This window comes from Chitinimonas naiadis (assembly GCF_054780835.1).
In genome coordinates this window covers 352,427-375,060 of the sequence record NZ_BAAGVO010000001.1, presented here as the reverse complement: position 1 = coordinate 375,060, position 22,634 = coordinate 352,427, and the positions used below count along the sequence as shown (strand labels likewise).

Annotated in this window: 23 protein-coding genes; 8 read left to right on the top strand and 15 right to left on the bottom strand. The window is 64.4% G+C overall.

Going from position 1 to position 22,634, the window contains the following annotated elements:
- The first annotated feature begins 64 nt into the window (after window positions 1-64).
- The 4 genes from ACYVHK_RS01660 to ACYVHK_RS01645 all read left to right on the top strand — a co-directional run bounded on the left by ACYVHK_RS01660 (window position 65) and on the right by ACYVHK_RS01645 (window position 3,217).
- Window positions 65-1,033, top strand: coding sequence for an alpha-E domain-containing protein (locus ACYVHK_RS01660; protein WP_460526913.1), 969 nt, complete (start codon window positions 65-67; stop codon window positions 1,031-1,033).
- A 3-nt stretch (window positions 1,034-1,036) separates the two neighbouring features.
- Window positions 1,037-1,585 (top strand): GNAT family N-acetyltransferase, encoded by a 549-nt coding sequence (locus tag ACYVHK_RS01655; protein WP_460527171.1) that lies wholly within the window; start codon window positions 1,037-1,039, stop codon window positions 1,583-1,585.
- Window positions 1,569-2,375 carry a transglutaminase family protein gene (locus ACYVHK_RS01650; protein ID WP_460526911.1) on the top strand — a complete coding sequence of 269 codons (807 nt, stop codon included), beginning with the start codon at window positions 1,569-1,571 and terminating at the stop codon, window positions 2,373-2,375. Before ACYVHK_RS01655 ends, ACYVHK_RS01650 begins: the two co-directional genes overlap by 17 nt.
- Before the next feature lie 107 nt (window positions 2,376-2,482).
- On the top strand, window positions 2,483-3,217 hold the full coding sequence (locus tag ACYVHK_RS01645; protein WP_460526909.1) for a peptidase: 735 nt from the start codon (window positions 2,483-2,485) through the stop codon (window positions 3,215-3,217).
- A gap of 116 nt (window positions 3,218-3,333) precedes the next feature.
- On the opposite strand, the gene tauD is transcribed toward ACYVHK_RS01645, so the two are convergent.
- From tauD to tauA, 4 genes are all read right to left on the bottom strand, one after another.
- Window positions 3,334-4,167 (bottom strand): taurine dioxygenase, encoded by an 834-nt coding sequence (gene tauD, locus ACYVHK_RS01640; RefSeq protein WP_460526907.1) that lies wholly within the window; start codon window positions 4,165-4,167, stop codon window positions 3,334-3,336.
- A gap of 25 nt (window positions 4,168-4,192) precedes the next feature.
- Window positions 4,193-5,041, bottom strand: a complete 849-nt coding sequence (gene tauC, locus ACYVHK_RS01635) for an ABC transporter permease (protein WP_460526905.1) — start codon at window positions 5,039-5,041, stop codon at window positions 4,193-4,195.
- 1 nt (window position 5,042) lies between these two features.
- Window positions 5,043-5,822, bottom strand: coding sequence for a taurine ABC transporter ATP-binding protein (tauB, locus tag ACYVHK_RS01630; RefSeq protein WP_460526903.1), 780 nt, complete (start codon window positions 5,820-5,822; stop codon window positions 5,043-5,045).
- An 83-nt stretch (window positions 5,823-5,905) separates the two neighbouring features.
- The gene (tauA, locus tag ACYVHK_RS01625) at window positions 5,906-6,910 is read right to left on the bottom strand and encodes a taurine ABC transporter substrate-binding protein (RefSeq protein WP_460526901.1); all 1,005 of its coding nucleotides are present in this window, start codon (window positions 6,908-6,910) and stop codon (window positions 5,906-5,908) included.
- A gap of 204 nt (window positions 6,911-7,114) precedes the next feature.
- Here tauA and ACYVHK_RS01620 point away from each other — a divergent pair, with 204 nt between their 5' ends.
- A complete protein-coding gene (locus ACYVHK_RS01620) occupies window positions 7,115-8,695 on the top strand; it encodes an ABC transporter substrate-binding protein (RefSeq protein WP_460526899.1) in 1,581 nt (526 codons plus the stop codon).
- A gap of 30 nt (window positions 8,696-8,725) precedes the next feature.
- Complete coding sequence (locus ACYVHK_RS01615; protein WP_460526896.1) at window positions 8,726-10,303, top strand: ABC transporter substrate-binding protein; 1,578 nt, start codon at window positions 8,726-8,728, stop codon at window positions 10,301-10,303.
- A gap of 8 nt (window positions 10,304-10,311) precedes the next feature.
- Here ACYVHK_RS01615 and ACYVHK_RS01610 read toward each other — a convergent pair whose 3' ends face one another.
- Both ACYVHK_RS01610 and rsgA read right to left on the bottom strand, forming a co-directional pair.
- Window positions 10,312-11,787, bottom strand: a complete 1,476-nt coding sequence (locus tag ACYVHK_RS01610; RefSeq protein WP_460526894.1) for a pyridoxal phosphate-dependent decarboxylase family protein — start codon at window positions 11,785-11,787, stop codon at window positions 10,312-10,314.
- A 127-nt stretch (window positions 11,788-11,914) separates the two neighbouring features.
- Window positions 11,915-12,982 (bottom strand): ribosome small subunit-dependent GTPase A, encoded by a 1,068-nt coding sequence (gene rsgA, locus ACYVHK_RS01605; protein ID WP_460526892.1) that lies wholly within the window; start codon window positions 12,980-12,982, stop codon window positions 11,915-11,917.
- A gap of 447 nt (window positions 12,983-13,429) precedes the next feature.
- On the opposite strand from rsgA, the gene ACYVHK_RS01600 reads away from it, so the two are divergent.
- A complete protein-coding gene (locus ACYVHK_RS01600) occupies window positions 13,430-14,410 on the top strand; it encodes a Gfo/Idh/MocA family protein (RefSeq protein WP_460526890.1) in 981 nt (326 codons plus the stop codon).
- Window positions 14,411-14,428: 18 nt separating this feature from the next.
- Here the strand turns inward: ACYVHK_RS01600 and ACYVHK_RS01595 are convergent, their stop codons facing one another.
- The 7 genes from ACYVHK_RS01595 to ACYVHK_RS01565 form a co-directional block, all read right to left on the bottom strand.
- Entirely contained in the window at window positions 14,429-15,520 is a 1,092-nt protein-coding gene (locus ACYVHK_RS01595) for a methyl-accepting chemotaxis protein (protein WP_460526888.1), read from the bottom strand.
- A 57-nt stretch (window positions 15,521-15,577) separates the two neighbouring features.
- Window positions 15,578-16,786 (bottom strand): NO-inducible flavohemoprotein, encoded by a 1,209-nt coding sequence (locus tag ACYVHK_RS01590; protein ID WP_460526886.1) that lies wholly within the window; start codon window positions 16,784-16,786, stop codon window positions 15,578-15,580.
- 35 nt (window positions 16,787-16,821) lie between these two features.
- Complete coding sequence (locus tag ACYVHK_RS01585) at window positions 16,822-17,088, bottom strand: hypothetical protein (protein ID WP_460526884.1); 267 nt, start codon at window positions 17,086-17,088, stop codon at window positions 16,822-16,824.
- Between the two features lie 12 nt (window positions 17,089-17,100).
- The gene (locus ACYVHK_RS01580; protein ID WP_460526882.1) at window positions 17,101-17,514 is read right to left on the bottom strand and encodes a group III truncated hemoglobin; all 414 of its coding nucleotides are present in this window, start codon (window positions 17,512-17,514) and stop codon (window positions 17,101-17,103) included.
- Entirely contained in the window at window positions 17,507-17,974 is a 468-nt protein-coding gene (locus ACYVHK_RS01575; RefSeq protein ID WP_460526880.1) for an RrF2 family transcriptional regulator, read from the bottom strand. Before ACYVHK_RS01575 ends, ACYVHK_RS01580 begins: the two co-directional genes overlap by 8 nt.
- 137 nt (window positions 17,975-18,111) lie before the next feature.
- Entirely contained in the window at window positions 18,112-18,378 is a 267-nt protein-coding gene (locus ACYVHK_RS01570; protein WP_460526877.1) for a GIY-YIG nuclease family protein, read from the bottom strand.
- A 2-nt stretch (window positions 18,379-18,380) separates the two neighbouring features.
- A complete protein-coding gene (locus ACYVHK_RS01565; protein ID WP_460526875.1) occupies window positions 18,381-18,842 on the bottom strand; it encodes a flavodoxin family protein in 462 nt (153 codons plus the stop codon).
- A 143-nt stretch (window positions 18,843-18,985) separates the two neighbouring features.
- Between ACYVHK_RS01565 and ACYVHK_RS01560 the strand changes: the two genes are divergently transcribed.
- Window positions 18,986-20,422, top strand: coding sequence for a carbohydrate kinase family protein (locus ACYVHK_RS01560; protein ID WP_460526874.1), 1,437 nt, complete (start codon window positions 18,986-18,988; stop codon window positions 20,420-20,422).
- A 17-nt stretch (window positions 20,423-20,439) separates the two neighbouring features.
- Here ACYVHK_RS01560 and ACYVHK_RS01555 read toward each other — a convergent pair whose 3' ends face one another.
- Window positions 20,440-21,366, bottom strand: coding sequence for a peptidylprolyl isomerase (locus ACYVHK_RS01555; protein ID WP_460526872.1), 927 nt, complete (start codon window positions 21,364-21,366; stop codon window positions 20,440-20,442).
- Between the two features lie 133 nt (window positions 21,367-21,499).
- Entirely contained in the window at window positions 21,500-22,564 is a 1,065-nt protein-coding gene (locus tag ACYVHK_RS01550; RefSeq protein ID WP_460526870.1) for a DUF2330 domain-containing protein, read from the bottom strand.
- Between the last annotated feature and the right edge of the window lie 70 nt (window positions 22,565-22,634).

Here is a 22,634-nt window from a genome sequence, read left to right as displayed (position 1 = left end):
CGCCCTTCTTCCCATGCCTGCCTGTGCAAACCATGCCGTCGCCCGACTAGAAAGCGAGGCCTAGATGCTGTCCCGTACCGCAGCCCAACTCTACTGGATGAGCCGCTACCTGGAGCGCGCCGAGAACCTGGTGCGCATGCTGGATGTGACCCATTCGCTGTCACTGCTGCCGCAATCGCGTGGCGCCGTGACCGAACTGGCCGCACCGCTGGCAGTCACCGGCTCGCTCGATGCCTTCCACGCCCGCCACGACAAGCTCGATGCCGAGAAGCTATTCAACTTCATGGCGCTGGACCTCGACAACCCGACCTCGGTGCTGAGCTGCTTGAAGTTCGCGCGCGAGAACGCCCACGCCGTGCGTGGCCAGATCACCGCCGAGATGTGGGAGGCGATCAATGCCAGCTGGCTGGAAGCCAAGCAGATGCCGCAACGTGGCATCCCCAGCGTCTCGGCCTTCTTCGATTGGGTGAAGGAGCGCTCACACCTGTTCCGTGGCGCGACCTACGGCACCCTGCAGCGCAATGATGCCTACTGCTTTATCCGGCTCGGTACCTTTGTCGAACGTGCCGACAACACCGCCCGCCTGCTGGATGTGAAGTCGCAGTTGATCGAGCCGGCCGATGCCAGGCTGGTCCCTGTCGACGCACCGGCCGAAAGCGCACCGGACTTCTATGCCTGGAGTGCGTTGCTGCGCTCGCTGTCGGCGTTCGAGGCCTACCACGCCGCCTACCGTGACAGCCTGGATGGCAGGCGTGTGACGGAGTTGCTGATCTTGCGGCCCGATGTGCCGCGCTCACTACGCGCCTGCTGCGATGAGATCCGCCAGATCCTGCCGCAGATCGAGGCGGCCGAGGGCTCGCTCGATGCAGGGCGCAACGTCAAGCAATTGGCCGGCAAGCTGGCGGTGCAACTGGAATACGGTTCGGTCGATGAAATCCTGGAACTCGGCCTGCACGACTGGCTGACCGGCTTCCTGGCCCGCTCCGCCCGTATCGGCGAAGCGATCCGGGCCGCCTACCTTGAGGCGGCCTGAGTGATGACCGTCTGCACCGAACTGGCGATACGGTCTGCAAGCGCCGCTGACGCGCAGCAGATCGCCGATATCTATCGTCCCTATATCCTGGAGAGCACGATCAGCTTCGAGGAGGCGCCTGTCAGCGCCACCGAAATCGCCGAGCGCATCGCCAAAGTGCAGGAGACCGGGCTTCCCTGGCTGGTGGTCGAGCAGGATGGCAAGCTGCTGGGCTATGCCTACGCCACGCTGTGGCGGGTACGCAGTGCCTACAGGCATTCAGTTGAGACCTCGGTCTACCTTGCAGCCTCGGCACAGGGACGTGGCCTTGGCAGCCAGTTGTACCGGTGTTTGCTCGATACCTTGCGCGCCAGCGGCCTGCATACCGCCATCGGTGGCATTGCCCAGCCCAACGCGGCCAGCGTGGCTCTGCACGAGAAGCTTGGCTTTCGCCAGGTGGCAATGTTCGAGCAGGTTGGCTGGAAATTCGGCCGCTGGATTGATGTGGGATACTGGCAGCTGCATCTCAACGCCAACCCGGCACAAGGGGACGACGATGCGCCTGGCCATTGAGCACGACACCACCTACCGCTACGACTCACCGGTCACCCGCAGCATCCAGTACCTGCGGCTTACGCCGCGCGGTAGCAAGCGGTTGACCATACTGGACTGGCAACTCTACCTGCCCGCCCCCGCCAGCCAGGGGCTGGACGCCTATGGCAACGTGCTGCACGTGCTGACCTTGGACAAGCCGCACAGTGAAATCCGCCTGCGCGCGGTCGGCCTGGTGGAGACCTCCGACGCCGCACCCGGTCCCGAACTGGACGACAGCCTGCCACCCGCCCTGTTCCTGCGCGACTCCACCCTGACCCATGCCGATGCCGCCCTGACCACCTTCGCGCGTGCCTTTGCACCCGCGATCGCCAGCGACATGCTAGGCGGCCTGCATGCGCTGATGGCTGCGCTGGGCGAGCACATGCCTTACACCCCCGGCGCGACCGACGCCGCCACCCCCGCCGCCGATGCCTTTGCCAACCGCCATGGCGTCTGCCAGGACCATAGCCAGGTGTTTGCCACCTGCGCCCGCCTGCTGGGCATCCCTGCTCGTTATGTCAGTGGCTACCTGGCCGCCGATACCGAACATGTCGCCAGCCATGCCTGGGCCGAGGTCTGGCTGCTGGACGGCTGGCTGGGCTTCGATGTCAGCAACCAGTGCCTGGCGGACCAGCGCTATGTGAAGCTTGCCATCGGCCAGGATTATCTCGATGCCTGCCCGGTGCGCGGCGTACGCGTGGGTGGTGGTATGGAAGCCATGCTGGCCACCGTACAGGTGGTGCACCGCCCCTTCCCTGACCAGCAGTGATCCGTGGCAGGCAGGCCCAAGCCCTGCCTGCCCGCTCGGCTGCACGGAACTGACGAACCCCGCTCGCCTGCGCTAAGCTCGTAACACTCCCTAGCCCGCTTCCTACCATGACCTACTGCGTTGCCATGCGGCTGAAAGCCGGCCTGTTATTCGCCTCCGATTCCCGGACCAACGCCGGGGTCGACCATATTGCGACCTTTCGCAAGATGCACCTGTTCGAGCTACCGGGTCAGCGGCTGATCGTACTGCTGACTTCAGGCAACCTCGCCACCACCCAGAGCGTCGTGACCCTGCTCAGGCAGCGGCTGGACTTCGATGCCGTCAACCTGCACAACGTCTCCACCATGTACGACGCTGCCGCGCTGGTGGGCAATACCGTCAAGGAAGTCGTGGCACGGGATGCCGATGGCGACACCCAGGGCCAGGGCGTGGATTTTGGCGGCAATTTCCTGGTCGGCGGACAGATACGCGGCGAGGGGCCGCGCCTGTTCCATGTCTATGCGCAGGGCAACTTCATCGAAGCGGGTATCGACACGCCCTACTTCCAGATCGGCGAATCCAAGTACGGCAAGCCCATCATCGACCGGGTGGTCGACTACGACACCCCATTGAGTGAAGCGACCAAGTGCACCCTGATCTCGTTTGATTCGACCATACGCAGCAACCTCTCGGTCGGCCTGCCGATCGACATGCTGCTCTATGAGCGCGACAGCTTTGCCAAGGCCGAACCCCATCGCATCGATGGTGACGACCCCTACTTCAACAAGCTACGGCGCAGTTGGGGCGAGGGCTTACGGCGGGTGTTCGGGAAGCTGCCGGATGCGGAATGGTTCGGGGGTTAGCGACCACCAGTTTCCGGCAGTTGTAGGGTGGAAAAGCGTAGCGCCTTCCACCGAACACGGCCGGACCAGTACGGTCACGAAGCGGCATGACCATGCCGATATCGACATCCCAAACCTCAGAACGGCTTGTCACCCAGGATGGTGGCCCGGTGCATGATCCGCCGTTGCGGCAGATAGTCCGCCACGGCGTAGTGCTGGGTAATGCGGTTGTCCCAGAAAGCGACGTCATTTTCCTGCCAGCGCCAGCGCAGGGTGAATTCCGGCCGGGCGATGTGGGCGTAGAGGAAGTTGAGCAGCGCATCGCTCTCCCTGGGCTGCAGGCCGACGATGCGGGTGGTGAAGCCCTCGTTCACGAACAATGCCTTGCGGCCGCTGACCGGATGGGTACGAATGACCGGGTGCAGCAAGGGTGGATGCTTGCGGCGGGTTTCTTCCCAATGGGCCGCGGCTTCGGGCGTAATGGCGTGGCGGCTGGCTGGAAAGGATTTCACGAAATCATGCTCGGCCTGCAAGCCATCCAGCAGCGTCTGCAAGGGAGCCGACAAGGCCTCGAAGGCGGCGATGCCGCTGGCCCATAGCGTGTCACCTCCGGTGGGCGGCAATTGCTTGGCAGCGAGAATGGCACCCAGCGGCGGGGTCTGGATAAAGGTGACGTCGGTATGCCAGTTATCGTTATCCGGCAGATTGTTGGCATCGGTATCCAGCACCATGATCTGCGGGTGCTCGGGGATGTTCGGGTAGATCGGGTGCACATGCAGCTCGCCGAACTGGGCGGCGAAGTCACGCTGCTGCAAGGGGGTGATCGGCTGGTTGCGGAAGAACAGCACCTGGTGCTGCAAAAGCGCGGCGCTGATGGCAGCCTGCTGCTCGGCGCGCAGTGGCTCGGCCAGGGACAGACCTTCGACCAGGGCGCCGATGGCAGGAGTCAGGGCGGTAATACGTAGTGTCATGGCGTGTTATCTAGGAAACGTGAAATCAGGCCCGGCCATGCCAGGGTACAAAGCGTTTCTGGAGCCAGCGCAAACCCAGCTCCAGGCTGAAGGCGACCAGGGCGATGACGGCGATGCCCAGCAACACCACGTCGGTCACCAGGAACTGGGCGGCGGATTGGACCATGAAACCCAGGCCGCGGGTCGCGGCGACCAGCTCGGCCGCCACCAGCGTGGACCAGCCCGCACCCAGGCCGATGCGCAGGCCGGTCAGGATATCCGGCAAGGCACTCGGCAGCACCACCTGCCAGATCAATTGCCCGCGACTCGCCCCCAGGGACTGCGCCGCGCGCAGGCGGTTGGGGTCAACCGCCCGTACCGCACCAGCGGTGGCGATCACGATGGGGGCGAAGATCGCGAGGTAGATCAGCAGTATCTTGGAAAACTCGCCGATGCCGAACCAGATCACGATCAGGGGCAGGTAGGCCAACGGAGGGATGGGACGATAGAGTTCAATCAGGGGATCGAAGATGCCCTGTGCCCAACGATGCAGGCCGATGGCGATACCGACCGGCACCGCCAGCAAGGTGGCCGCCAACAGCGCGATGCCAATGCGTGACAGGCTCGCCGCCAGATGCTGCCACAAGGTGGCATCCATGAAGCCCTGGGTGGAAACCTGCCAGGCCTTGGCCAGCACGGCTTGCGGCGAGGGCAGGAACAAGGGGGCGACCCAGCCTCGCCAGGTGACCAGCCACCAGACCAGCAGCAACACCAACACCGTTACCAGGCTCAGTTGCACGGTCGTCAGCCAGGGCGTGGCAGCCACGGCGCGCGATACCGGGCTTGTGGGCGCCGGGGACTCATCCAGCGAGACAGTCAGAATGGGATCGTACATCTCAGGCTACCTGTTCAGTCGGGGCCAGCACAAGGGCCAGCACCTGCTCGCGTACCGCGATAAAGGCCGGATCGGACTTGATGCTGCGTACCGACTCCCCGGCTGTATAGCGACGGCCAAAATCCAGCCGTATGCGCTCCACCACCCGGCCAGGCCGCGGTGACAGCAGGATCAGTTCGGTGGCGAGGAAGACGGCCTCCTCGATGTCATGGGTAATCAGGAACACCTGCTTGCCGGTTGCTTGCCAGACCCGCAGCAGCAAGGCCTGCATCTGCTCCCGATTGAGCGCATCGAGCGCGCCAAACGGCTCATCCAGCAGCAGGACCTGCGGGTCTGCCGTCAGCGCGCGAGCAATGCCGACGCGCTGGCGTTGCCCACCGGACAATTGCCAGATCTTCTGCCGCTCGTAGCCGGCCAGGTCGACCAGCCGCAAGAGTTCGCTCGCCTTCGCTTCACGCGTGGCCCGGTCCACGCCGCGCAGCTTGAGGCCGAAGGCAACATTACCGAGTACATCCAGCCAGGGCAGCAGGGCGTCATCCTGGAACACCACGCCACGTTCGGCGGCCGGTCCCTGGACGGGCTTGCCATCCAGGGTGATACGCCCGCCATCGGGCAGGACGAATCCCGCCATCAGGTTCAGCAAGGTGGTCTTGCCACAACCCGACGGGCCCAGCACCACGACCAGCTCACCCTCCCGTACCGAGAGCGATACCCCGGAGAGGATCGCCGGTTCATGCTCGCCATAGCGAACCGAGACGGACTCCAGTTGCAGCGTGCTCATGCTCGCGCCCTTTCCATTTCCATGTCGACCACAAAGCCCGCAAGCTTTTAAGCCATGCGGGCCCGGACCTGAGCTTGCGGGGTTTACTTGCTGGCTACCTTGGCGGCGCCGGCCTGCTTCACGAATTTCGCTTCCACATAGGGCGCATAGCTGCCGAGGACCGCATCCACCTTGCCCTGCTCCTTCAGGAAGGCAGAAGTCGCGGTTACGGCCTGTACCGTGGGCGCACCCAGCAGCGTGGCTTGTTCCTTCAGCACCGGGTAGCGGTTGCCGGCCAGCAGCTCGGCCACTTCTTCAGGCTTGGAGCCGGTGATGCGGGCGATCTTGTCGACATTGGCCTTGTCAGCAGAGAATGCCTTGCTGTTGGCTTCGTAACGGGCGTAGTACTCGCCGGTCACCTTGGCGAACTGGGTCACGAAATCCGGATTCTTTTCGGCGAAATCCTTGCGCACGATCCAGGCGTCAAAGGTCGGTGCGCCCCACTTGGCCACGTCGGCCGAGCTGATCAGCACTTTGCCACTGGCCTTGGCGGTACCCAGCGCCGGGTCCCAGACATAGGCGGCATCGATATCGCCACGCTGCCAGGCTGCGGCGATCTCGGTCGGCCGCAGGTTCAGTATCTGTACCTTGGTCGGGTCGATCTTCCAGTGCTTCAATGCCGCCAGCAGGCTGTAGTGGGTAGTCGAGACGAACGGTACGGCAATCTTCTTGCCGACCAGATCCTGCGGCTTGGCGATGCCGGCACCGTTACGTACGACCAGGGCTTCGGCGCCGCCAATCTGGGCCGCGATCAGGAAGGTCTGCACCGGCAGGCCGCGGCTCGCGGCGGCGGCCAGCGGGCTGGAACCCACATAGCCGATCTGCACGTCACCCGAGGCCACGGCGGTGATCACATCCGCGCCGCTTTCAAACTTGCGCCAGTTGATCGCCTTGCCGGTCGTTTTCTCGTACACGCTATCGGCCTGGGCCACCTTGGCCGGCTCGACCGTGGTCTGGTACGCGATGGTGACGGCATCGTCGGCATGAACCAGCAGGCCGCTGGCGGTCAGGGCGGAAACGAGGGCGAGTTGCTTGAGTTGCTTTAACATCGGAACACTCCTTGGATCGATTGATTAGGCAAGCCACATCGATCGCTTCCCGGGTGGCGACCTGCGGTGGTGTGAGTGCACTCTAGTCTCGACAATTTATATTTAATAATTATTTGTAATTCATTTTTAATCGCTATTTTGCATATGTGAATTTTGGCCCCGCTCGGCTACGATAGGCGGGTTCATCCTTTGCCAGGATCCGCCATGCGCTCCCTGCCTCATCTACTGCTCGTACTTGCCACCCTGGGCGCCTTCGCCGCCAACAAACCGCTGGTGGTCTGTGCCGATGCCGACCCCGACAGCTTCGACCCGGCCCAGAGCGCCAACGATGCGACGCACAAGGCGTCGGCCGCCAAGCTCTACAACAACCTGATCGAGTACGAGCCCGGCCCGTTCAAGTTCACCCCGGCACTGGCGCAGTCCTGGGAGATTTCTGCTGACGGCCTGATCTACACGCTGCACCTGCGTAAAGGCGTGAAATGGCAGAGCACCGAATGGTTCAAGCCGACACGGGATTTCAATGCCAGCGATGTGCTGTGGACCATACAACGGCAGATCGACCCCAATCATCCCGGCGCCAAGGCCGCCCCTGGGGGCTTCCCCTACGCCAACTCCGGCGACTGGAAAAACCTGTTCAAGGCCATCGACAAGCTGGACGACTACACCGTCAGGCTGACGCTGCGACAACCGTACGCGCCGCTGCTGGAGCGGCTGGCGCATCCCGCGCTGGCACTGGTCTCGGCCGAGTACGGCCAGCAACTCGACAGCCGCGGCACGCCGCAACAGGTCGGCAGCCTGCCGATCGGGACCGGCCCCTACCTGTTGAAGAAGTACGACAAGGGTGCGCAGGCACGCTACGAGGCCAACCCGCAGTACTGGCGGCAAAAACCCGCCATCGCCAAACTGATCCTCGCGACCGTGCCGGACCCGGCCGTACGGGCGCAAAAGCTGCTGGCTGGCGAATGCCAGTTGGCCGATACCATCAAGCCGCAGGACCTGCCGAAGTTCGACAACAACCCGCGCTTTGGCGTCACGCCCTTGCGTAACCAGGCGAGCAGCCAGCTGTTCTTCAATGTCGGCAAGAAGCCCTTCGACGACAAGCGGGTAAGGCAGGCGCTGGCGCTGGTGATCGACCGCGCCGCCATCGTGCGCGGCGTGTACGACAACCGGGCGGAAGTCGCCAGCACGCCCTATTCGCCACGCAGCCTGTGGGGTGTGGAAGCGAGCAAGCCGACGACGCCGGATTACGTGCGCGCCCGCAAGCTGCTGGCGGACGCCGGCTACCCGCAAGGCTTCGAAGCCGAGATGTGGGTACGCCCCGGCGGCTCCGGCACCAACCCCAACTTCCGCCAGACCGCCGAGACGATCCAGGCAGACTGGGCCAAGCTCGGGGTCAAGCTGACCCTGCTGAACGTGGAATGGGTGGAACTGGTCAAGAAAGCCCGTTCGGGCGAGGCACCGAGCCTGCTCAGCGGCTGGAGCGGTGCGCTGGACCCGGATGGTTTCTACAGCAACCTCGCCAGTTGCGATGCCGCCAAGAACGGCTACAACTTCGCCCACTGGTGCAACGCCAAGGTCGATGCGGCGCTCGATGCCGCCCGCATTGCCACCACGCAGGCCAGGCGCAGCCAGTCCTACCACGAGGTGCAGAAGATACTGGCCGATGAAGTGCCTTTCACTACCCTCACCTATCCGCTGCCGGTCGTGGTGTACGACCGGAACCTGCAAGGCGTGGAGCCCACGCCCAACGACAGCTACAAGGTGGAACGGCTGCGCTGGAAGTAAACCCTTGCCGCTGCCAACCTGGACCCCGTAATGCGCGCCATCCCTTATCTGCTGCTGGTATCGGCCAGCCTCGCCAGCCTGGCCGCAAGGCCGTTGGTAATCTGCGCCGATGCCGACCCCGAGGGCTTCGACCCGGCGCAGTTCGCCAGTGTCTCCACCCATACCGCCTCAGCCTTCAAGCTCTACAACAAGCTGATCGAATACCTGCCGGGGCCATGGAAGCTCAGCCCCAGCCTGGCCGAGCGCTGGGATATCTCGCCGGACGGACTGGTGTACACCTTTCACCTGCGGCGTGGCGTGAAGTGGCAGCGCACGCCCTGGTTCACGCCGAGCCGGGAGTTCAATGCCGATGACGTGCTGTGGACGCTGAAGCGCCAGATCGACCCCAAGCACCCTGGCGCCAAGGCTGCGCCGGCCGGCTTTCCCTACGCCCTGGCGGGGGACTGGAAAAGCCTGTTCAAGTCGGTCGACAAACTCGACGACTACACCGTCCGCCTGAGCCTGAATCGGCCCTACGCACCGTTGCTGATCGATATGGCCGGCTACTCGATGGATATCGTCTCGGCCGAGTATGCCCAGCAGCTGGACCGTGCCGGCACACCAACCCAGATCAGCAGCCTGCCGGTCGGCACCGGTCCCTATGCCTTCAACCGTTACGACAAGGGCGCGCAGGTCCGCTATACCGCCAACCCGGACTATTGGCGGCAGAAGCCGGCGATCGACAAGCTGATGCTGGTGATCGTGCCCGACCCGGCGGTCAGGGCGCAGAAACTGCGCGCCGGCGAATGCCAACTGGCCGAAAGCATCAAGCCGCAGGACCTGCCCCGCTTTACCAGCGATGCCCGCTTTGCGCTGACACCACGCAATCTGCAACTCAGTGCCCTGCTGTTCTTCAATGTCACCCGGAAACCGCTGGACGACAAACGGGTGCGGCAGGCGCTGGCCATGAGCATCGACCGCGCGGCCATCGTCAAGACCGTCTACGACGGCCAGGCGGAACCGGCCGGTACGCTGTATTCAGCCCGCAGTCTATGGGGCGTGCTGCCGGCCAGGCCGACGGTCCCGGATTGGGCGCGGGCAAAGCAGCTGCTGCGCGAGGCGGGCTACCCGGAAGGTTTCGAGATCGAGCTGGGTCTGCGGGCGGGCGGATCAGGCGTGAACCCGAACAGCCAGTTGACCGGTGAGTTGATCCAGGCCGACTGGGCCAGGTTGGGCGTGAAGCTCAAGCTGGTCAGCATGGAGGCGATCGAGTTGACCCGCCGTTCACGCGCGGGCGAGGTCGCCACCGTGCTGGGCGGTTGGGGCTTTGCGCTCGATCCGGACAATTTCTACAGCAACCAGCTCAGTTGCGACGCGATCAAGCAAGGCTACAACGCCGCGCAATGGTGCAACCCCAAGGCCGAAGCGGCACTGGATGCCGCGCGCGCCGCGACCCGGCAGGCGGACCGTATCCAGCGCTACGAGGCGGTGCAACAGCTGGTCGCGGAGGAGGTCCCGCTCACGCCGCTGGCCTTCCCGGTGCCGCAAGTGGTTTACGACAAGCGCCTCGGCGGCGTGGCCTCGACCCCGAATGAGAGTTTCAAGGTCGAGCAGCTTTACTGGCGCTAGCGCTGGCGTCAGCCTGCACCGGTGCGACGGCGCCCGGCGGCCAGGATGGCATCGACGACGATATCCACATCCTCGGCCCGGGTACGATGGTTCACGAAGGCCACCCGGATCACCAGTTCACCATTGATCCGCGTGGTTGAGGGGACAGCGACACCCGATTCCTGCAGGTCGGCCACGATGTCGGCATTGAGCTGGCCCAGATCCGCCACCTTGGCCAGGAAGCGGAAGCAGACGACGTTCAGCGCGATCGGCGCGACCTGCTCCAGCTCGGGCTCTGCTGCAATCCGCTGCCCCAGTTGCCGGGCCAGGGCACAGTTGCTGGCGATCACCTGTCCCAGCTTGTCGGCGCCGTAGGTCTTGAGCGTCATCCAGACCTTGAGTGCGCGGAAACCGCGCGACAGGTCGGGGCCAAAGTCAGTCGGCCAGGGGTGGCCGGCGGCCAGACCGCGGGCTTCCCTGCGCAAATAGGTTGGCTGAGTCGCAAAGGTCGAGGCATGCAGTTCCGCATCACGCACCACGATGCAGCCGGCATCGTAGGGGACCTGCGCCCACTTGTGGAAATCGAAGGCGACGGAATCCGCCTCGCTGATACCCACCAGCAGCGGACGCTGTTCTGGTGACAACATGGCCAGCGCGCCGAATGCAGCGTCGACATGAAACCAGAGCCCCTGCTGCTTGCAGAAAGTTGACAGACCGGCCAGATCGTCCACCGCGCCGGTATCCACCGTGCCCGCGCTACCCACCACCATGAAGGGCTGAAGGCCCGCAGCCTGATCGGCCGCAACGGCCTGGGCCAGTAAATCGAGGTCCATGCGGTGCAGCGCGTTGCAGGGAATCAGCCGCAGGGCGGCGGTACCCAGGCCCGCCATATCCATGGCACGGGAGACGCAGTTGTGCGCCTCGGTCGAGGTATAGGCGACCAGTTGCCGGCCCCCTACGCCATCGCGTCGCACCTCGGTCCCGACCGCTCTGGTACGCGCCACCAGGACCGCGATCAGGTTGGCGAGCGAGGTACCGGTCACCAGGACACCGCTGGCGGTAGCGGGGAAACCCAGCATCTCGGCAGACCAGCGGATCACCTGCCGCTCCACCTCGATAGGCGCATGGTCACGCCCGCCCAGGTTGGCGTTCATGCTCGCCGCCAATAGCTCGCCGAGCACCCCGACCGGGTTGCCGCCACCATGCACCCAGCCCACGAAACGGGGATGGATATTGCCGGTGACATAGGGCTGGACCAGCGCCTGGAACTGCTCATAGGTCTGGGCTAGGTCTCCCGGCCCCTTGGGCAGCGATTCGCCGGTCAATGCCTGCCGTTCGGCATCCGGCATCTTTTGCCACACCGGCCGCTCGCGCACGCCAGCCAGGAAGTCGACCATATCGTCGAGCATGCGATGGCCGAGCTCGCGAAAAGCCTGCCAGTCGCTGGGGTCCAGGCTATCGGCGTCGGGTTGGAAAGCAGGTAGTACGGGGCGTTGCGGGTTCATGGCATGGAGACGGCTAGAGTGGCGAAAGCCGACGCAGAGCGGCGGCGGACGAGAGTCTACCGCAGCCGCTCTGCCATGGGCGTTACCGCGTGGCCAATGCAGCACCGTGCGGCAACCTATCGCGGTGTTATCCCCGCTTTTCCTTGTTGCGTTGATGGCCCGCCTTGCCAATCACCTTCCACTTGGCCAGCAAGGCCTTGCGCTCAAGCGGGGTCTGCTGGCTGCGGCGTACTTCGCGCAGCAGCTTGTGGTAGTTGAGCAGGCGATCCGCCCCGATCTGCTCCCTTACCGCACAGCCCGGTTCATCCTGATGCTGACAATCGCGGAAACGACACTGCGCAGCCAGTGCCTCGATATCCTCAAAGGTGGCGGCCAGCGTCTCGGCATCGGCATCCGGCCGCCAGGTACGCAAGCCCGGTGTATCGATGATGCAGGCACCGTCCTGGCAGAAATGCAGCGAGCGGGCGGTAGTGGTATGCCGTCCTCGCCCGTCGCCCCGACGGACGCCGCCGGTCTCCTGCCGGGCTGCGTTGCTGAGGGTGTTGGTGAGACTGGACTTGCCAGCACCGGAGGACCCCAGCAGCACCAGCGTCTGGCCCGCCCCCAACCAGGGAGACAGGTCGTCGGCCGTCTCGGCAGCGAGCGCGTTGACCGCATAGACCGGCACGCTGCGCGGGAGCCGCGCATGCATCTCCGCCATGCGCGCCTCCACGTCGGTACCGATGTCCGCCTTGGTCAGCACGACCACGCCCATCACGCCACTGGCCTGCACCAGCGCCAGGTAGCGTTCCATGCGGCGCAGGTTGTAGTCATGGTCCAGGCCCATGATCAGCAGAGCCGAGTCGATATTGCTCGCCAGCGGCTGACGCCGGCCATCGTTCGCCCGCCGCGCCAGATGGGTCATCGGTGGCAACTGGACGCTGACCCAGCGCTGTGCGTGGTCATGCAGCTCAACCAGCACCCAGTCTCCTACCGCCAGGCCCGTACCACGGGCGTGCAGCGAGGCTGTCAGGGCGGGTAGTGCACGGGCCATGTGTTCCTGCTCGCCATCATGGACATGCAGGCAATCGCGTTGTACTTCGGTAATCCGCATCAGGCTGCTGCCGGCTGCGTTCTGTTCCAGGGAAATCAGTTGGTTGACGATATGCTGCGTGAGGCCGATGTTGCGCAGTGTTTCAAAATCGAATTCGATCATGGTGTCGTTGTATTCCAGGTCTCTCGCCCGCGACGCACGCGGGCAACACCACGACGCTAGACGCGCGTGGCACGAAGAAAGCGGAAGTCGGCCGCGCAAGGCGGGCGTATCAACGCACCTGGACTACAAAAAGCGGTAGCAGCATGCCCGGTCACGGGCAACAAAGGCTACAGGGAGGGTGAGGCTAAGCTCAGGCAGCGGCCGACAGGAGGGCAAGATCAATCTGACGCATGGCTCTACTCCTGTGGTTGGATGGGAAGCCAATAGTGTGCTGGCGAGCTGGCGGCTTCGTCAAGCGTCTCCCGTCCGCATAGGGCCGCATGCAACAGCGATGCGCGGCGCCACGATGGCCGAGCGGTCACTGGAGACAGGTAGTCAGCCCATCCCCACTACGCTCGGGCAAGCCGTTAGGATCAGGCCAGCCAATCTGGATCAGGAGACAACAACATGAGCGCACCCGTACGCTGGGGCATACTCGGCACCGGCTTTATCGCAGGCCAACTGGCCGCCGCCATCAAGGACAGCGCCGATGCCGTCCTGCAGGCGGTGGCCTCGCGCAGCGCCGGCCCGGCCGAGCGCTTCGCTGCCGAGCAGGGGGCTCGGCAGCACTATCCCAGCTATGCCGAACTGGTGGCCGATCCGGCCGTGGAGGTCGTGTATATCGCCACGCCGCATCCCCAGCATATCGACGCCGTCCTGCTGTGCCTGAATGCCGGCAAGGCGGTGCTGTGTGAGAAGCCGTTCACGCTCAATGCCAGGGAGGCGCGTCAGGCCATCGCGCTGGCACGCGAGCGGCAATTATTCCTGATGGAAGCGATGTGGACACGCTTCATTCCCGCCGTACAGGCCGCGCAGGCCATGGTGGCGAAAGGCGAGATCGGCAAGCTGCAGGCCGTGCAGGCGGATTTCGGCTTTGCCCAGCCGTTCGATCCCCGCCACCGGGTGTTCGATCCGGCCCTGGGCGGCGGCGCCTTGCTGGATATCGGCATCTATCCGCTGGCGCTGGGGCAGTTGTTCCTCGGCCCTATCGCCTCGGTCGAAGCCCAGGCGGAGCTCGGCCAGACCGGGGTGGATGAACAGACCGCCTTCAGCCTGCGCCATCGTGATGGCGGGATGACCAGCGGCTTTTGCAGCTTGCGCTCGCAAACCCCCTGGGAGGCCACCCTGCTTGGCGAGCGGGGCTCGATCCGCCTGCACAGCCCGCTGTTCAGGCCCGATCAGCTCACGCTGAAGCGCGGTGAGGAGATCACCACGTTGAGCGTGCCCTACCGCGGCAACGGCTATGTGCACGAGGTCGAAGAAGTCGGTCGCTGCCTGCGCGCCGGGCTGACCGAAAGCCCGACGATGCGCTGGGCGGATACCCTGGCCAGCATGGACGCACTCGATGCCATCCGCGCCCGCATAGGTGTGCGCTACCCTGGCGAGTGAGGGAGCTGACCGCCCGTCTCAGTGACGGCCCGCTTCCAGCATGACTTGCAGGCCAGCCATGACGACCTGGTTGGCCTCCTCCATCTTGGCCGCCAGGAGCCAGGCTTCGCGATGCTTGCCCTGGTGGTAGCGATCGACGGCCTCGGCCGCATAGCGATGGACTGCCGCATGCGGGCCGTCCAGCTCGCGATAGCCCGGCAGGCCGGCATAATGATCGCGTACCTCCTCGTTGCTGTACCACTGGCCCAGGCTGCAGGACACGTGGTTGGGCAAGGCCTCGGCACACAGGTCGGATAGTCCCATCAGTACCTTGTAGACCGCGAGCTTGAGCAGGATCTCTTCCATATTGGCCAGCTCGACCCGGCCCAGGCCTGCGGCATGATCCAGCCCGCTGGCGATACGCTCGGCCGCACCCAGGACCTTGTCCATGCCATCGGTCGCCCTGGCGGTCTGAGCAAGGCAAGTCTCCATCAGCTCACCCACCTTCTGCGCACGGGCAAGGGCCTCGTCGCTGTCGCGATGCACATCCAGCACCACGGCCTGTATCTGCCGGGTGGCCGCCGTGGTGCGCTCGGCAAGCTTGCGTACCTCATCCACGACCACGGCAAAGCCGCGGCCTGACTCACCGGCCCGCGCAGCCTCGATGGCCGCATTGAGCGCCAGCAGATTGGTCTGGTCGGCAATCTCACGGATCAGCGACACCATCGCGCCGATCTCGTCGGTCCGGCCATGCAGGCTGACGATCATTTCGTTGGTGGCCGCACGCCGTACGCCCACCTCGGTAATGGTCGCCGCCATGTCGGCAAAGCCGGCGCGGTATTCGGCCGACAATGCCCCTACCCGCCTTGCCGTCTCCCGCTCCAGCGTCAGCTGGTTGGCCAGCTTCTGCATGGAGACGCTGGTGCTGACCAGTGAATCCCCGAAGCGGGCAATGCCCTGGTGCAAGGGCTGGGCCTGGGCCAATTGCTCTTCCAGTACGGCAATGCGGGCCGCCAGTTGCTGGGCCAGTTGCTCCCCTGCCCGCAACTGGTCCTGCTGCTCTGCCAATTGCCCGGCACGTTGTTCGGCCAGGTCCTTGACCGCCAGATATTCGCGACGACTCGTCAGCATGGTTGTTTACCTCGGTATCGACGCGGCGGGGGCGAACCCGCCGCGCTCAGGAATGGATCAAAGCAGGTGGTCCAGCAGTTCCGGACCGAATACCTCGCGGTGGATACGGGCAGGACTGACGCCGTGCTCCAGCAAGGCCTTCCACTGCTGCTGCATGAAACCGATCGGACCACAAAGGAAGAACTCGGCACCGTCGGGCAGCTCGGCCAAGAGCGGCCCCAGCACCATCCGCCCATCCTGGCGGTAGTCGATACCCACCCGGTCGCCAGCCAGCGGGTCCTCATAGAACACCCATTCCTGCAAGGCGGGGTGCGCAGCACGGGCGGCAGCCAGATCGGCCCGCAACGCATGATGACGACCATGGCGTGCAGCATGGGCAAACCAGACCGGGCGCTTCACACCACGCTCGATCAAGGTATTGAGCACCGACACCATGGGCGTGATCCCCACCCCGGCCGACAGCAGCACCATGGGATGCGCTGCGTTGACCTCCGGCGCAAAATCACCGAATGCCGCGCCGGTCAGCAGGATGTCGCCCTGCTTGAGATTCGCATGCAGATAGCTGGAAACCTGGCCTGCAGGTACGGTATCCCGCGCGGACTCGCGCTTGACGGTAATGCGCCACCAGGGCCGGCCAGGGGCATCCGACAGGCTGTACTGCCGCAGTTGCCGCAAGCCATTGCCAAGCTCCACGGCCACGCTGACATATTGGCCAGGCAGGAAAGTACCGGGCGACTGGCCATCCAGGGTTTGCAGGTAGTAGGAGATGGCGTCGTCACTTTCGTGCCGCAACTCCATGACCCGCAGCTCACGCAGGGCACCACTGGCCACACCCGTCTGCTCGCTCAAGCGCGCTTCCGCGGCGATCAGTTCGCCCGCCAGCAGCCAGTAGGCTTCATCCCAGGCGGCCAGCAATTCAGTCGTCGCCGCCGCGCCCAGCACATGCTGGATCGCACCCAGCAGGTACCGTCCCACGATGGGATAGTGCGCAGGGCGGATGCCGACGGAAACATGCTTGTGCACGATCCGTTCGATCACCGGCGTCAGCGCGGCGGCATTATCGATGTTGGCAGCGTAGGCAAAGACAGCAGCAGCGAGCGATTGCTGCTGGCTGCCATTGGCCTGGTTGCCCAGGTTGAACAGATTGTTCAGCTCCGGGTGCGCCGCGAACATGCTGCTATAGAAATGGCGGGTAATGGCCAGGCCGTGCTCGCGCAGTACCGGGACACTGGCGGCGATATAGGGACGGGAAGCAGCAGACAGCATGTAGAATCCTTAATGTGGTATTTAAAATGCAACTTTTAGCGCGCAACAATGGCTGGCAGGGCGAGATTGGCCGCACCCCGGCGAGTGTCGGGCTTGCTCTCTTCATTGACCGCCAGTTGCAGCACATAGCCGAACTTCAGGCAGCTCGGTCCGAGCAGGACCATCATGTGGCCCAGTACCTGCGCAGCCAGGCCGACACGATCGTTGGCGACATAGGCGAGGTAGATGCCGCTCAGGGTGATCAGCACCGAAAGCTCCATCAGATAGGTCGATACACGACGGAAAAAGGGTAGCGTGTTCATGGCAATCTCCGGTTACTGAGGGACGGTAGTGACGGGTAAGGTGGGAGGCGGTGGGAAATGCCCCAGCTCATGCATTAGGCTGAGCGACTTGCCGATGCGCTCGGCCCGTTCAAGCCAGGCATCGGCCAGCGGTGGGGCCACCTGTTCGCGCACGGTCTCGTGGAACAGGGCCAGCCAGTCCACCAGCAGCGCCGGGGTGAACCCGGCTTCGGCATGGCGCTGCGGCACCGCGTAGCGATAGTCCAGGTAGCGCTCGCCGCCGAGCGTCACCCACCAGAAATGCGACAGATGCTCCAGGTGCTGCGGCCAGTCGTGGACCCGGGCAAACGGGACGGACAGGAGCGGATGGGCGCGGACGCGGCGGTAGAAGGTGTCGACCACCAGGCGGACCTGCTCCAGACCGATTTCACGGGCGATATCACGCATGGCCGGCTCCTGCTTCCAACTGCACCAGATAGCGGCGGTGCATGGTGACGATGGCCTCGCCAGTGCCCTTGGCGCAGACATCTGCCAGCGTGTAATCGTCCATGGTCTGGTAGAAGGCATCCAGGCCCGCATTGAGCGCGCGTTTGAGCAGGCAACGGCCACGCAGTACGCAGACAGGCTCGTCACAGTTGATCAGCTCGGTGCTGGCCTCCAGGCCTCGCAAGACTTTCCCGAGGTGCAGCGTGTCGGCACTCACAGCCAGGCGCAGGCCGCCGTTGCGGCCCCGCAGGGTGGTGACCCAACCAAGCTTGCCCAGCTTGTTCACCACCTTGATCAGATGGTTGTGCGGGATATCGAACTGGCTGGCGATCTCGGCGATCGTTACCGGCGCAGGCCGCTCGTGCTGGCTCAGGTACATCAGCACCCTCAGGCCAAAGTCGGAAAAACGGGTCAGTTGCATGGTCGGCTCCTCATTGCCGGTTCAGCATGGGAGCCATAATATTAAACATGCATTTTAAATGCAACTTATAAAGATGCCGCTCGTCGGTTGCGGCCCGTCACGCCTCCACGGCGCAGCAATGGTGATCGGGTGACGGGCTAGTTGGCCAGCAAGGCCAGTTTGGCGGATCGGCTGAGCTGCTTCACGGCGTACTCGCGCTTGGAGGCCGCAGAACGGTCCTCGCACGCCTCGGCCCAGGCCAGTGCTACCGGTAGGCGCACCCGCGTATAGCGGGCACCCTTGCCTGCATTGTGGGTGGCGATACGCGCAGCCAGATTGTTGCTGATGCCGCAGTAGAGGCTGCCGTCCGCGCAGCGCAGGAGATAGACACACCAGCCTTCCGGCATGGGCAACGAAGGCGCCATGCTCAGAACACACCCATGACGAGGCCGGCAGCAAGTGCCGCTCCCAGCTCTGTCGCCGAACGGAAGTCCTGCTCGCCGGGTGCACCGTGTATCACGGTAGCAGGCGCCACCGCCTTGAATGGATAGCCACGCACGATACGCTCGACCGCATTGACCGCCCCCAATCCGTCGTTGCCGGCGACCACCAGCAAGGCATAGGGCAACCCCTCCACCTTGCCCTGGGCGGGATAGAAGGTACGGTCGAAAAAATCCTTGAGGGCACCTGCCATGTAGCCAAACTTCTCCGGGGTGACCAGCACCAGGGCCCGGGCTGCCAGCAGCTCCGGCAAGCCGGCCTGCAAGGCCGGCATCAAGCACGATGCCACCCCGCCCTCGGCCTGTGCACCGGCCATTACCGCTTGTGCCAGGGCGTGGCTATGGCCGGCCTCGGACTGGCCGGCATGCAGTATCAACAGCGTGTGCATCACTCACTTTCCTGGCAGGGTGCCCTTTCGCGGAGAACTAGTTTGGAATGCCGTGCCCTGTCACGTCAAACCGGGACCGGGCCACGCTGGGCAGGACGGTCGAATTGGCCTAGGCTGACGACGTCCCCTACCCGGTCCCGTCCATGTATTACAGCGTCGAACAGCTGCGCCAGCTCGAAAATCAACACCTCGCCCAGGGATTGCCGCTGATGCAACGTGCCGGCACCGCCGCGGCCGATTTTGTCAGCGCCCGCTTTGGCGTGGCAGCCCACGTCCTTGTGCTGGCAGGTCCCGGCAATAATGGTGGCGATGCGCTGGTCGCCGGCACGCTGTTGCGGCTTCGCGGCTATCGCGTCAGCCTGCTGCTGAAGGCCGACCCCGCCAGGCTGCCAGCCGATGCCGCAGCCGCCTATCAGGACTGGCGGGCCGCCGGGGGAATCGAACTGGCGGAGCTCCCCGCCACGGACAGCACCGTCATCATCGACGGCCTGTTCGGCATCGGCCTCAACCGGCCACTCGACAGCACCTGGCAACCGTTGCTGGCGGCGGTCAACGGCATGGACAAGCCGGTGCTGGCACTCGATGTCCCCAGTGGCATCGTCGCGGATACGGGCGCGATACTGGGCGGTGCCGTGCGCGCCCGCTGGACCCTGAGCTTTATCGGCCGAGCCCGAGGCCTCGCCACCGGCGCGGCAGCTGATCATGTTGGTGAATCCCACCTTGCCTCACTGGGCGTAGTCGCGCCGGCATCCGGCATCCGGACGACCCAGCACCACGCGGCCAGCATACGGCTGCTGCGTGAAGCGGACAGCCACAAGGGCCGCTTCGGCACCGTGGCCATCATCGGTGGCGCCAGTGGCATGGCCGGTGCCGCCCTGCTGGCTGGCCGCGCTGCCTTGCATGCCGGCGCCGGCAAGGTACTGCTGGGCCTGATGGACCCGGCCGCCCCTTCGGTGGACCCTGCCCAGCCAGAGCTGATGCTGGGACCGGCGACGCCAGAACGGCTGGAAGCAGCGGACATTCTGGTAGTGGGTCCCGGCCTCGGTATGGCCGCGAGCCCGCTGCTGCAATGGGCCCTGGCCAGCAACAAGCCGGTGGTCCTCGATGCTGACGCCCTGAACCTGATCGCCACCGACCATGGCCTGCGCCAACAACTGGCACAACGCAGTGCCACCAGTGTGCTCACCCCCCATCCCAGCGAAGCTGCCCGACTGTTGGCTTGCGACACCGCCGCCATCCAGGCCGACCGCTACGGCGCAGCGCGCCAGTTGGCGACGCAATCAAGGGCGATCGTGATACTCAAGGGTGCAGGAACACTGGTCGACGACGGCATGCAAACCGCCGTCAACCCAAGCGGCAGTGCTGCGCTAGCCAATGCGGGACAAGGCGATGTATTGAGTGGCTTGCTCGGCGGACTGCTGGCCCAGGGGCTAGATGGCTGGCAAGCCGGCAACCTCGCCGTCTGGGTGCATGGCTGCGCCAGCGATGAACTGGTCGCCCGCGATGGCCGGCTGGTCACGCCGGCCAGCGAGGTGCTGCTGGCGGCGGGCCGTCTCCTGGGCCGCTACCGCCAGACATGAGACGACGGATCGTCTGATCAGGACGTCGGCTTCTCGATCGCGCGGGTCGGAATACTGATATTGCAGACGTTGATATGCTCGGCGCTATGCACGTACCAGTCGCCACTGGCATGGCGGCGGCTTTCTACCAGCGATTGCCAGGTGGGCGTATCGGTCCGCATGACTTCCAGCGCAGGACGTTCGGCCGCCGGAATATCGGCCAGCAGGCGCACCTTGCGGAGCGGCACGTATTGCTCGGGCTTCTCATAGAAGCCCAGCGCCTTGGTACCGCGCGGCAAGGCACTCAAAGCCTCCATGCCCTTGAGCACACGGCCGACCACGGTGATGTTCAGGTCCAGCGCCCGCGGCGCCTGGCCGATGATCACGTACAGGCTGCTGCCGTTGCTGCTGTCCACGGTATTGCCACGGCCGGCACCGATCACCCCATAGCAATGCGGCAACCAGGCCTGGTTGCGCTTGGGATCGGCCGCGACCGGCAAGCCATCCACAAAGCCGGTCACCGGTGCATAGCCATCGGCATCCTTGAGCTTGCTGATCGGCACGCCCTTGTAGGGGATGGAGAACTCCGCCGGCAACTTGGCCTCGGCACTCCCCAGCGGCTTGGCCTTGTCGGTTTCCTCGTCGGCCGGGTCACCCCACTGGGTCACGAAATTGTCCTGCACCCGGATGACCGCCAACCCGTCGTAATACCCCTCGCTCGCGAGCTTGCGGATATTGGCCGCATGCCGCGGCGCAAAGCGCGGCGCCAACTCGAAAATCACCTGGCTGCCATTCACATCCATCACCACCGTGTTCTGCAAATCCAGCGCACGCCAGTCCGAAGGTTTCGACTGCTTGATGATGTCGGCAGGACTGGGATTCGGCTTCTTCGCAGCCCAGACGGGCTGCAGGGCACAACTGATCAGACAGGCAACAAGCGCGGCACGGCGAACAGGCAACGACACGGCGGATACTCCGGCAGATTGGCAGGAACCCAAGCCGGATAAGGCTGGGCGCTGGCCCGCAGCATGCCACAGCCACGGCAGCCTCAAGCAAGCTACCTAAACGGTGTGGCGGGAACAGAACAAAGGATGCTGGTTAGACCGGCGTGCGGACGGCAACACGACGGCGGCGAAGCAACGTATAAAGTTGAACTCCAGGCACCAGCACCAGTAGCAGCCCAAGCACCAGCGCGCCCCAGACCCAGCTGGCAACACGAGAGGGAAGATACTTCCAGATCACTGACTGATCTTGAGCGGGCGCAAAGAATAAGTCCCCGTCAGGCAGGCGTTCGATACTGGTATCCATGAACTCGGTCAGGCGCATGGCGCCCGGCGCGGTATCGGCTGGCAACCGCGCCCGCTTCAGCAACTCCCGCAGCTGGTCAGCGCCGATCGTGTCGGACCACAGGGCGCTGGCAGGCCAAGCAGTCTTTTGGGAGCCCAAGGCACCGGCATAGCGCGATTCCGCCAGCAAGTAGACATGCAATTGCCGCTCATTGCGCCGGCCATTCCCTTTGGGTTCCAGATAGGGAAAAAACGGGCGCTCGGTCGCAAACGACATGCGCACCGCAGCGCCGCTTATCGCATCTCCTTTGGCTCCCGGGCTAACCTTGAAGGCGGTGATCACCCAGCGTTGCGCAACGTAAGGCTTGATCCACGCCAACAAGGCGGGCGTGGACTGATAACCGTGCCTGGCAAGCCATTGACCCAAGGCCGCACTGTTGTCGGCCCGGAGTACCGCCGCATCGAGACCGGCCACGCGGGTCTCTTCGATCACTTCCACCGGCGGAAGTACGGCCGGCGCAGCAGCCGCCACATCTGACGCGCTGTCCTCGATAGCCTCGCGCCAGAAGCGCGGGTCCTTGCGCGGCCAGGTAAGCATACCCAGCACACCAAAGAGCTCCGCATCGGCTTCCGCCAGCTTGGGCACGGTCGGCGTTGGCACCAGAAAGCCAAAGTCCTTAGCATCGGTGCGGAAGTTCACCTGGCGGATAAAGTGCTCGGTCCGGTGCTGGGCATCCCAGAGTATCAATGCCTCTTCCGCGCTCAACTCGCCCTGCCGACCCTCGCTGAACACCTCCGCACAACCCCAGGCCAGAACATTGGCGAGTAGCGACAGTACAAGCAAACAAAGCCCTTTGGCACGAAGACCGGCGTACATGAACACTCCCAGGAAATACCGGACCATCACGGCCGGCGTGGCCACGCACACTATGCGATTACCCAGGGCA

Coding starts and splice junctions, on each gene's coding strand:
- ACYVHK_RS01660 (WP_460526913.1), top strand. CDS start 65: ATGCTGTCCCGTACCGCAGCCCAACTCTACTGGATGAGCCGCTACCTG.
- ACYVHK_RS01655 (WP_460527171.1), top strand. CDS start 1,037: ATGACCGTCTGCACCGAACTGGCGATACGGTCTGCAAGCGCCGCTGAC.
- ACYVHK_RS01650 (WP_460526911.1), top strand. CDS start 1,569: ATGCGCCTGGCCATTGAGCACGACACCACCTACCGCTACGACTCACCG.
- ACYVHK_RS01645 (WP_460526909.1), top strand. CDS start 2,483: ATGACCTACTGCGTTGCCATGCGGCTGAAAGCCGGCCTGTTATTCGCC.
- tauD (WP_460526907.1), bottom strand. CDS start 4,167: ATGACACTACGTATTACCGCCCTGACTCCTGCCATCGGCGCCCTGGTC.
- tauC (WP_460526905.1), bottom strand. CDS start 5,041: ATGTACGATCCCATTCTGACTGTCTCGCTGGATGAGTCCCCGGCGCCC.
- tauB (WP_460526903.1), bottom strand. CDS start 5,822: ATGAGCACGCTGCAACTGGAGTCCGTCTCGGTTCGCTATGGCGAGCAT.
- tauA (WP_460526901.1), bottom strand. CDS start 6,910: ATGTTAAAGCAACTCAAGCAACTCGCCCTCGTTTCCGCCCTGACCGCC.
- ACYVHK_RS01620 (WP_460526899.1), top strand. CDS start 7,115: ATGCGCTCCCTGCCTCATCTACTGCTCGTACTTGCCACCCTGGGCGCC.
- ACYVHK_RS01615 (WP_460526896.1), top strand. CDS start 8,726: ATGCGCGCCATCCCTTATCTGCTGCTGGTATCGGCCAGCCTCGCCAGC.
- ACYVHK_RS01610 (WP_460526894.1), bottom strand. CDS start 11,787: ATGAACCCGCAACGCCCCGTACTACCTGCTTTCCAACCCGACGCCGAT.
- rsgA (WP_460526892.1), bottom strand. CDS start 12,982: ATGATCGAATTCGATTTTGAAACACTGCGCAACATCGGCCTCACGCAG.
- ACYVHK_RS01600 (WP_460526890.1), top strand. CDS start 13,430: ATGAGCGCACCCGTACGCTGGGGCATACTCGGCACCGGCTTTATCGCA.
- ACYVHK_RS01595 (WP_460526888.1), bottom strand. CDS start 15,520: ATGCTGACGAGTCGTCGCGAATATCTGGCGGTCAAGGACCTGGCCGAA.
- ACYVHK_RS01590 (WP_460526886.1), bottom strand. CDS start 16,786: ATGCTGTCTGCTGCTTCCCGTCCCTATATCGCCGCCAGTGTCCCGGTA.
- ACYVHK_RS01585 (WP_460526884.1), bottom strand. CDS start 17,088: ATGAACACGCTACCCTTTTTCCGTCGTGTATCGACCTATCTGATGGAG.
- ACYVHK_RS01580 (WP_460526882.1), bottom strand. CDS start 17,514: ATGCGTGATATCGCCCGTGAAATCGGTCTGGAGCAGGTCCGCCTGGTG.
- ACYVHK_RS01575 (WP_460526880.1), bottom strand. CDS start 17,974: ATGCAACTGACCCGTTTTTCCGACTTTGGCCTGAGGGTGCTGATGTAC.
- ACYVHK_RS01570 (WP_460526877.1), bottom strand. CDS start 18,378: ATGGCGCCTTCGTTGCCCATGCCGGAAGGCTGGTGTGTCTATCTCCTG.
- ACYVHK_RS01565 (WP_460526875.1), bottom strand. CDS start 18,842: ATGCACACGCTGTTGATACTGCATGCCGGCCAGTCCGAGGCCGGCCAT.
- ACYVHK_RS01560 (WP_460526874.1), top strand. CDS start 18,986: ATGTATTACAGCGTCGAACAGCTGCGCCAGCTCGAAAATCAACACCTC.
- ACYVHK_RS01550 (WP_460526870.1), bottom strand. CDS start 22,564: ATGTACGCCGGTCTTCGTGCCAAAGGGCTTTGTTTGCTTGTACTGTCG.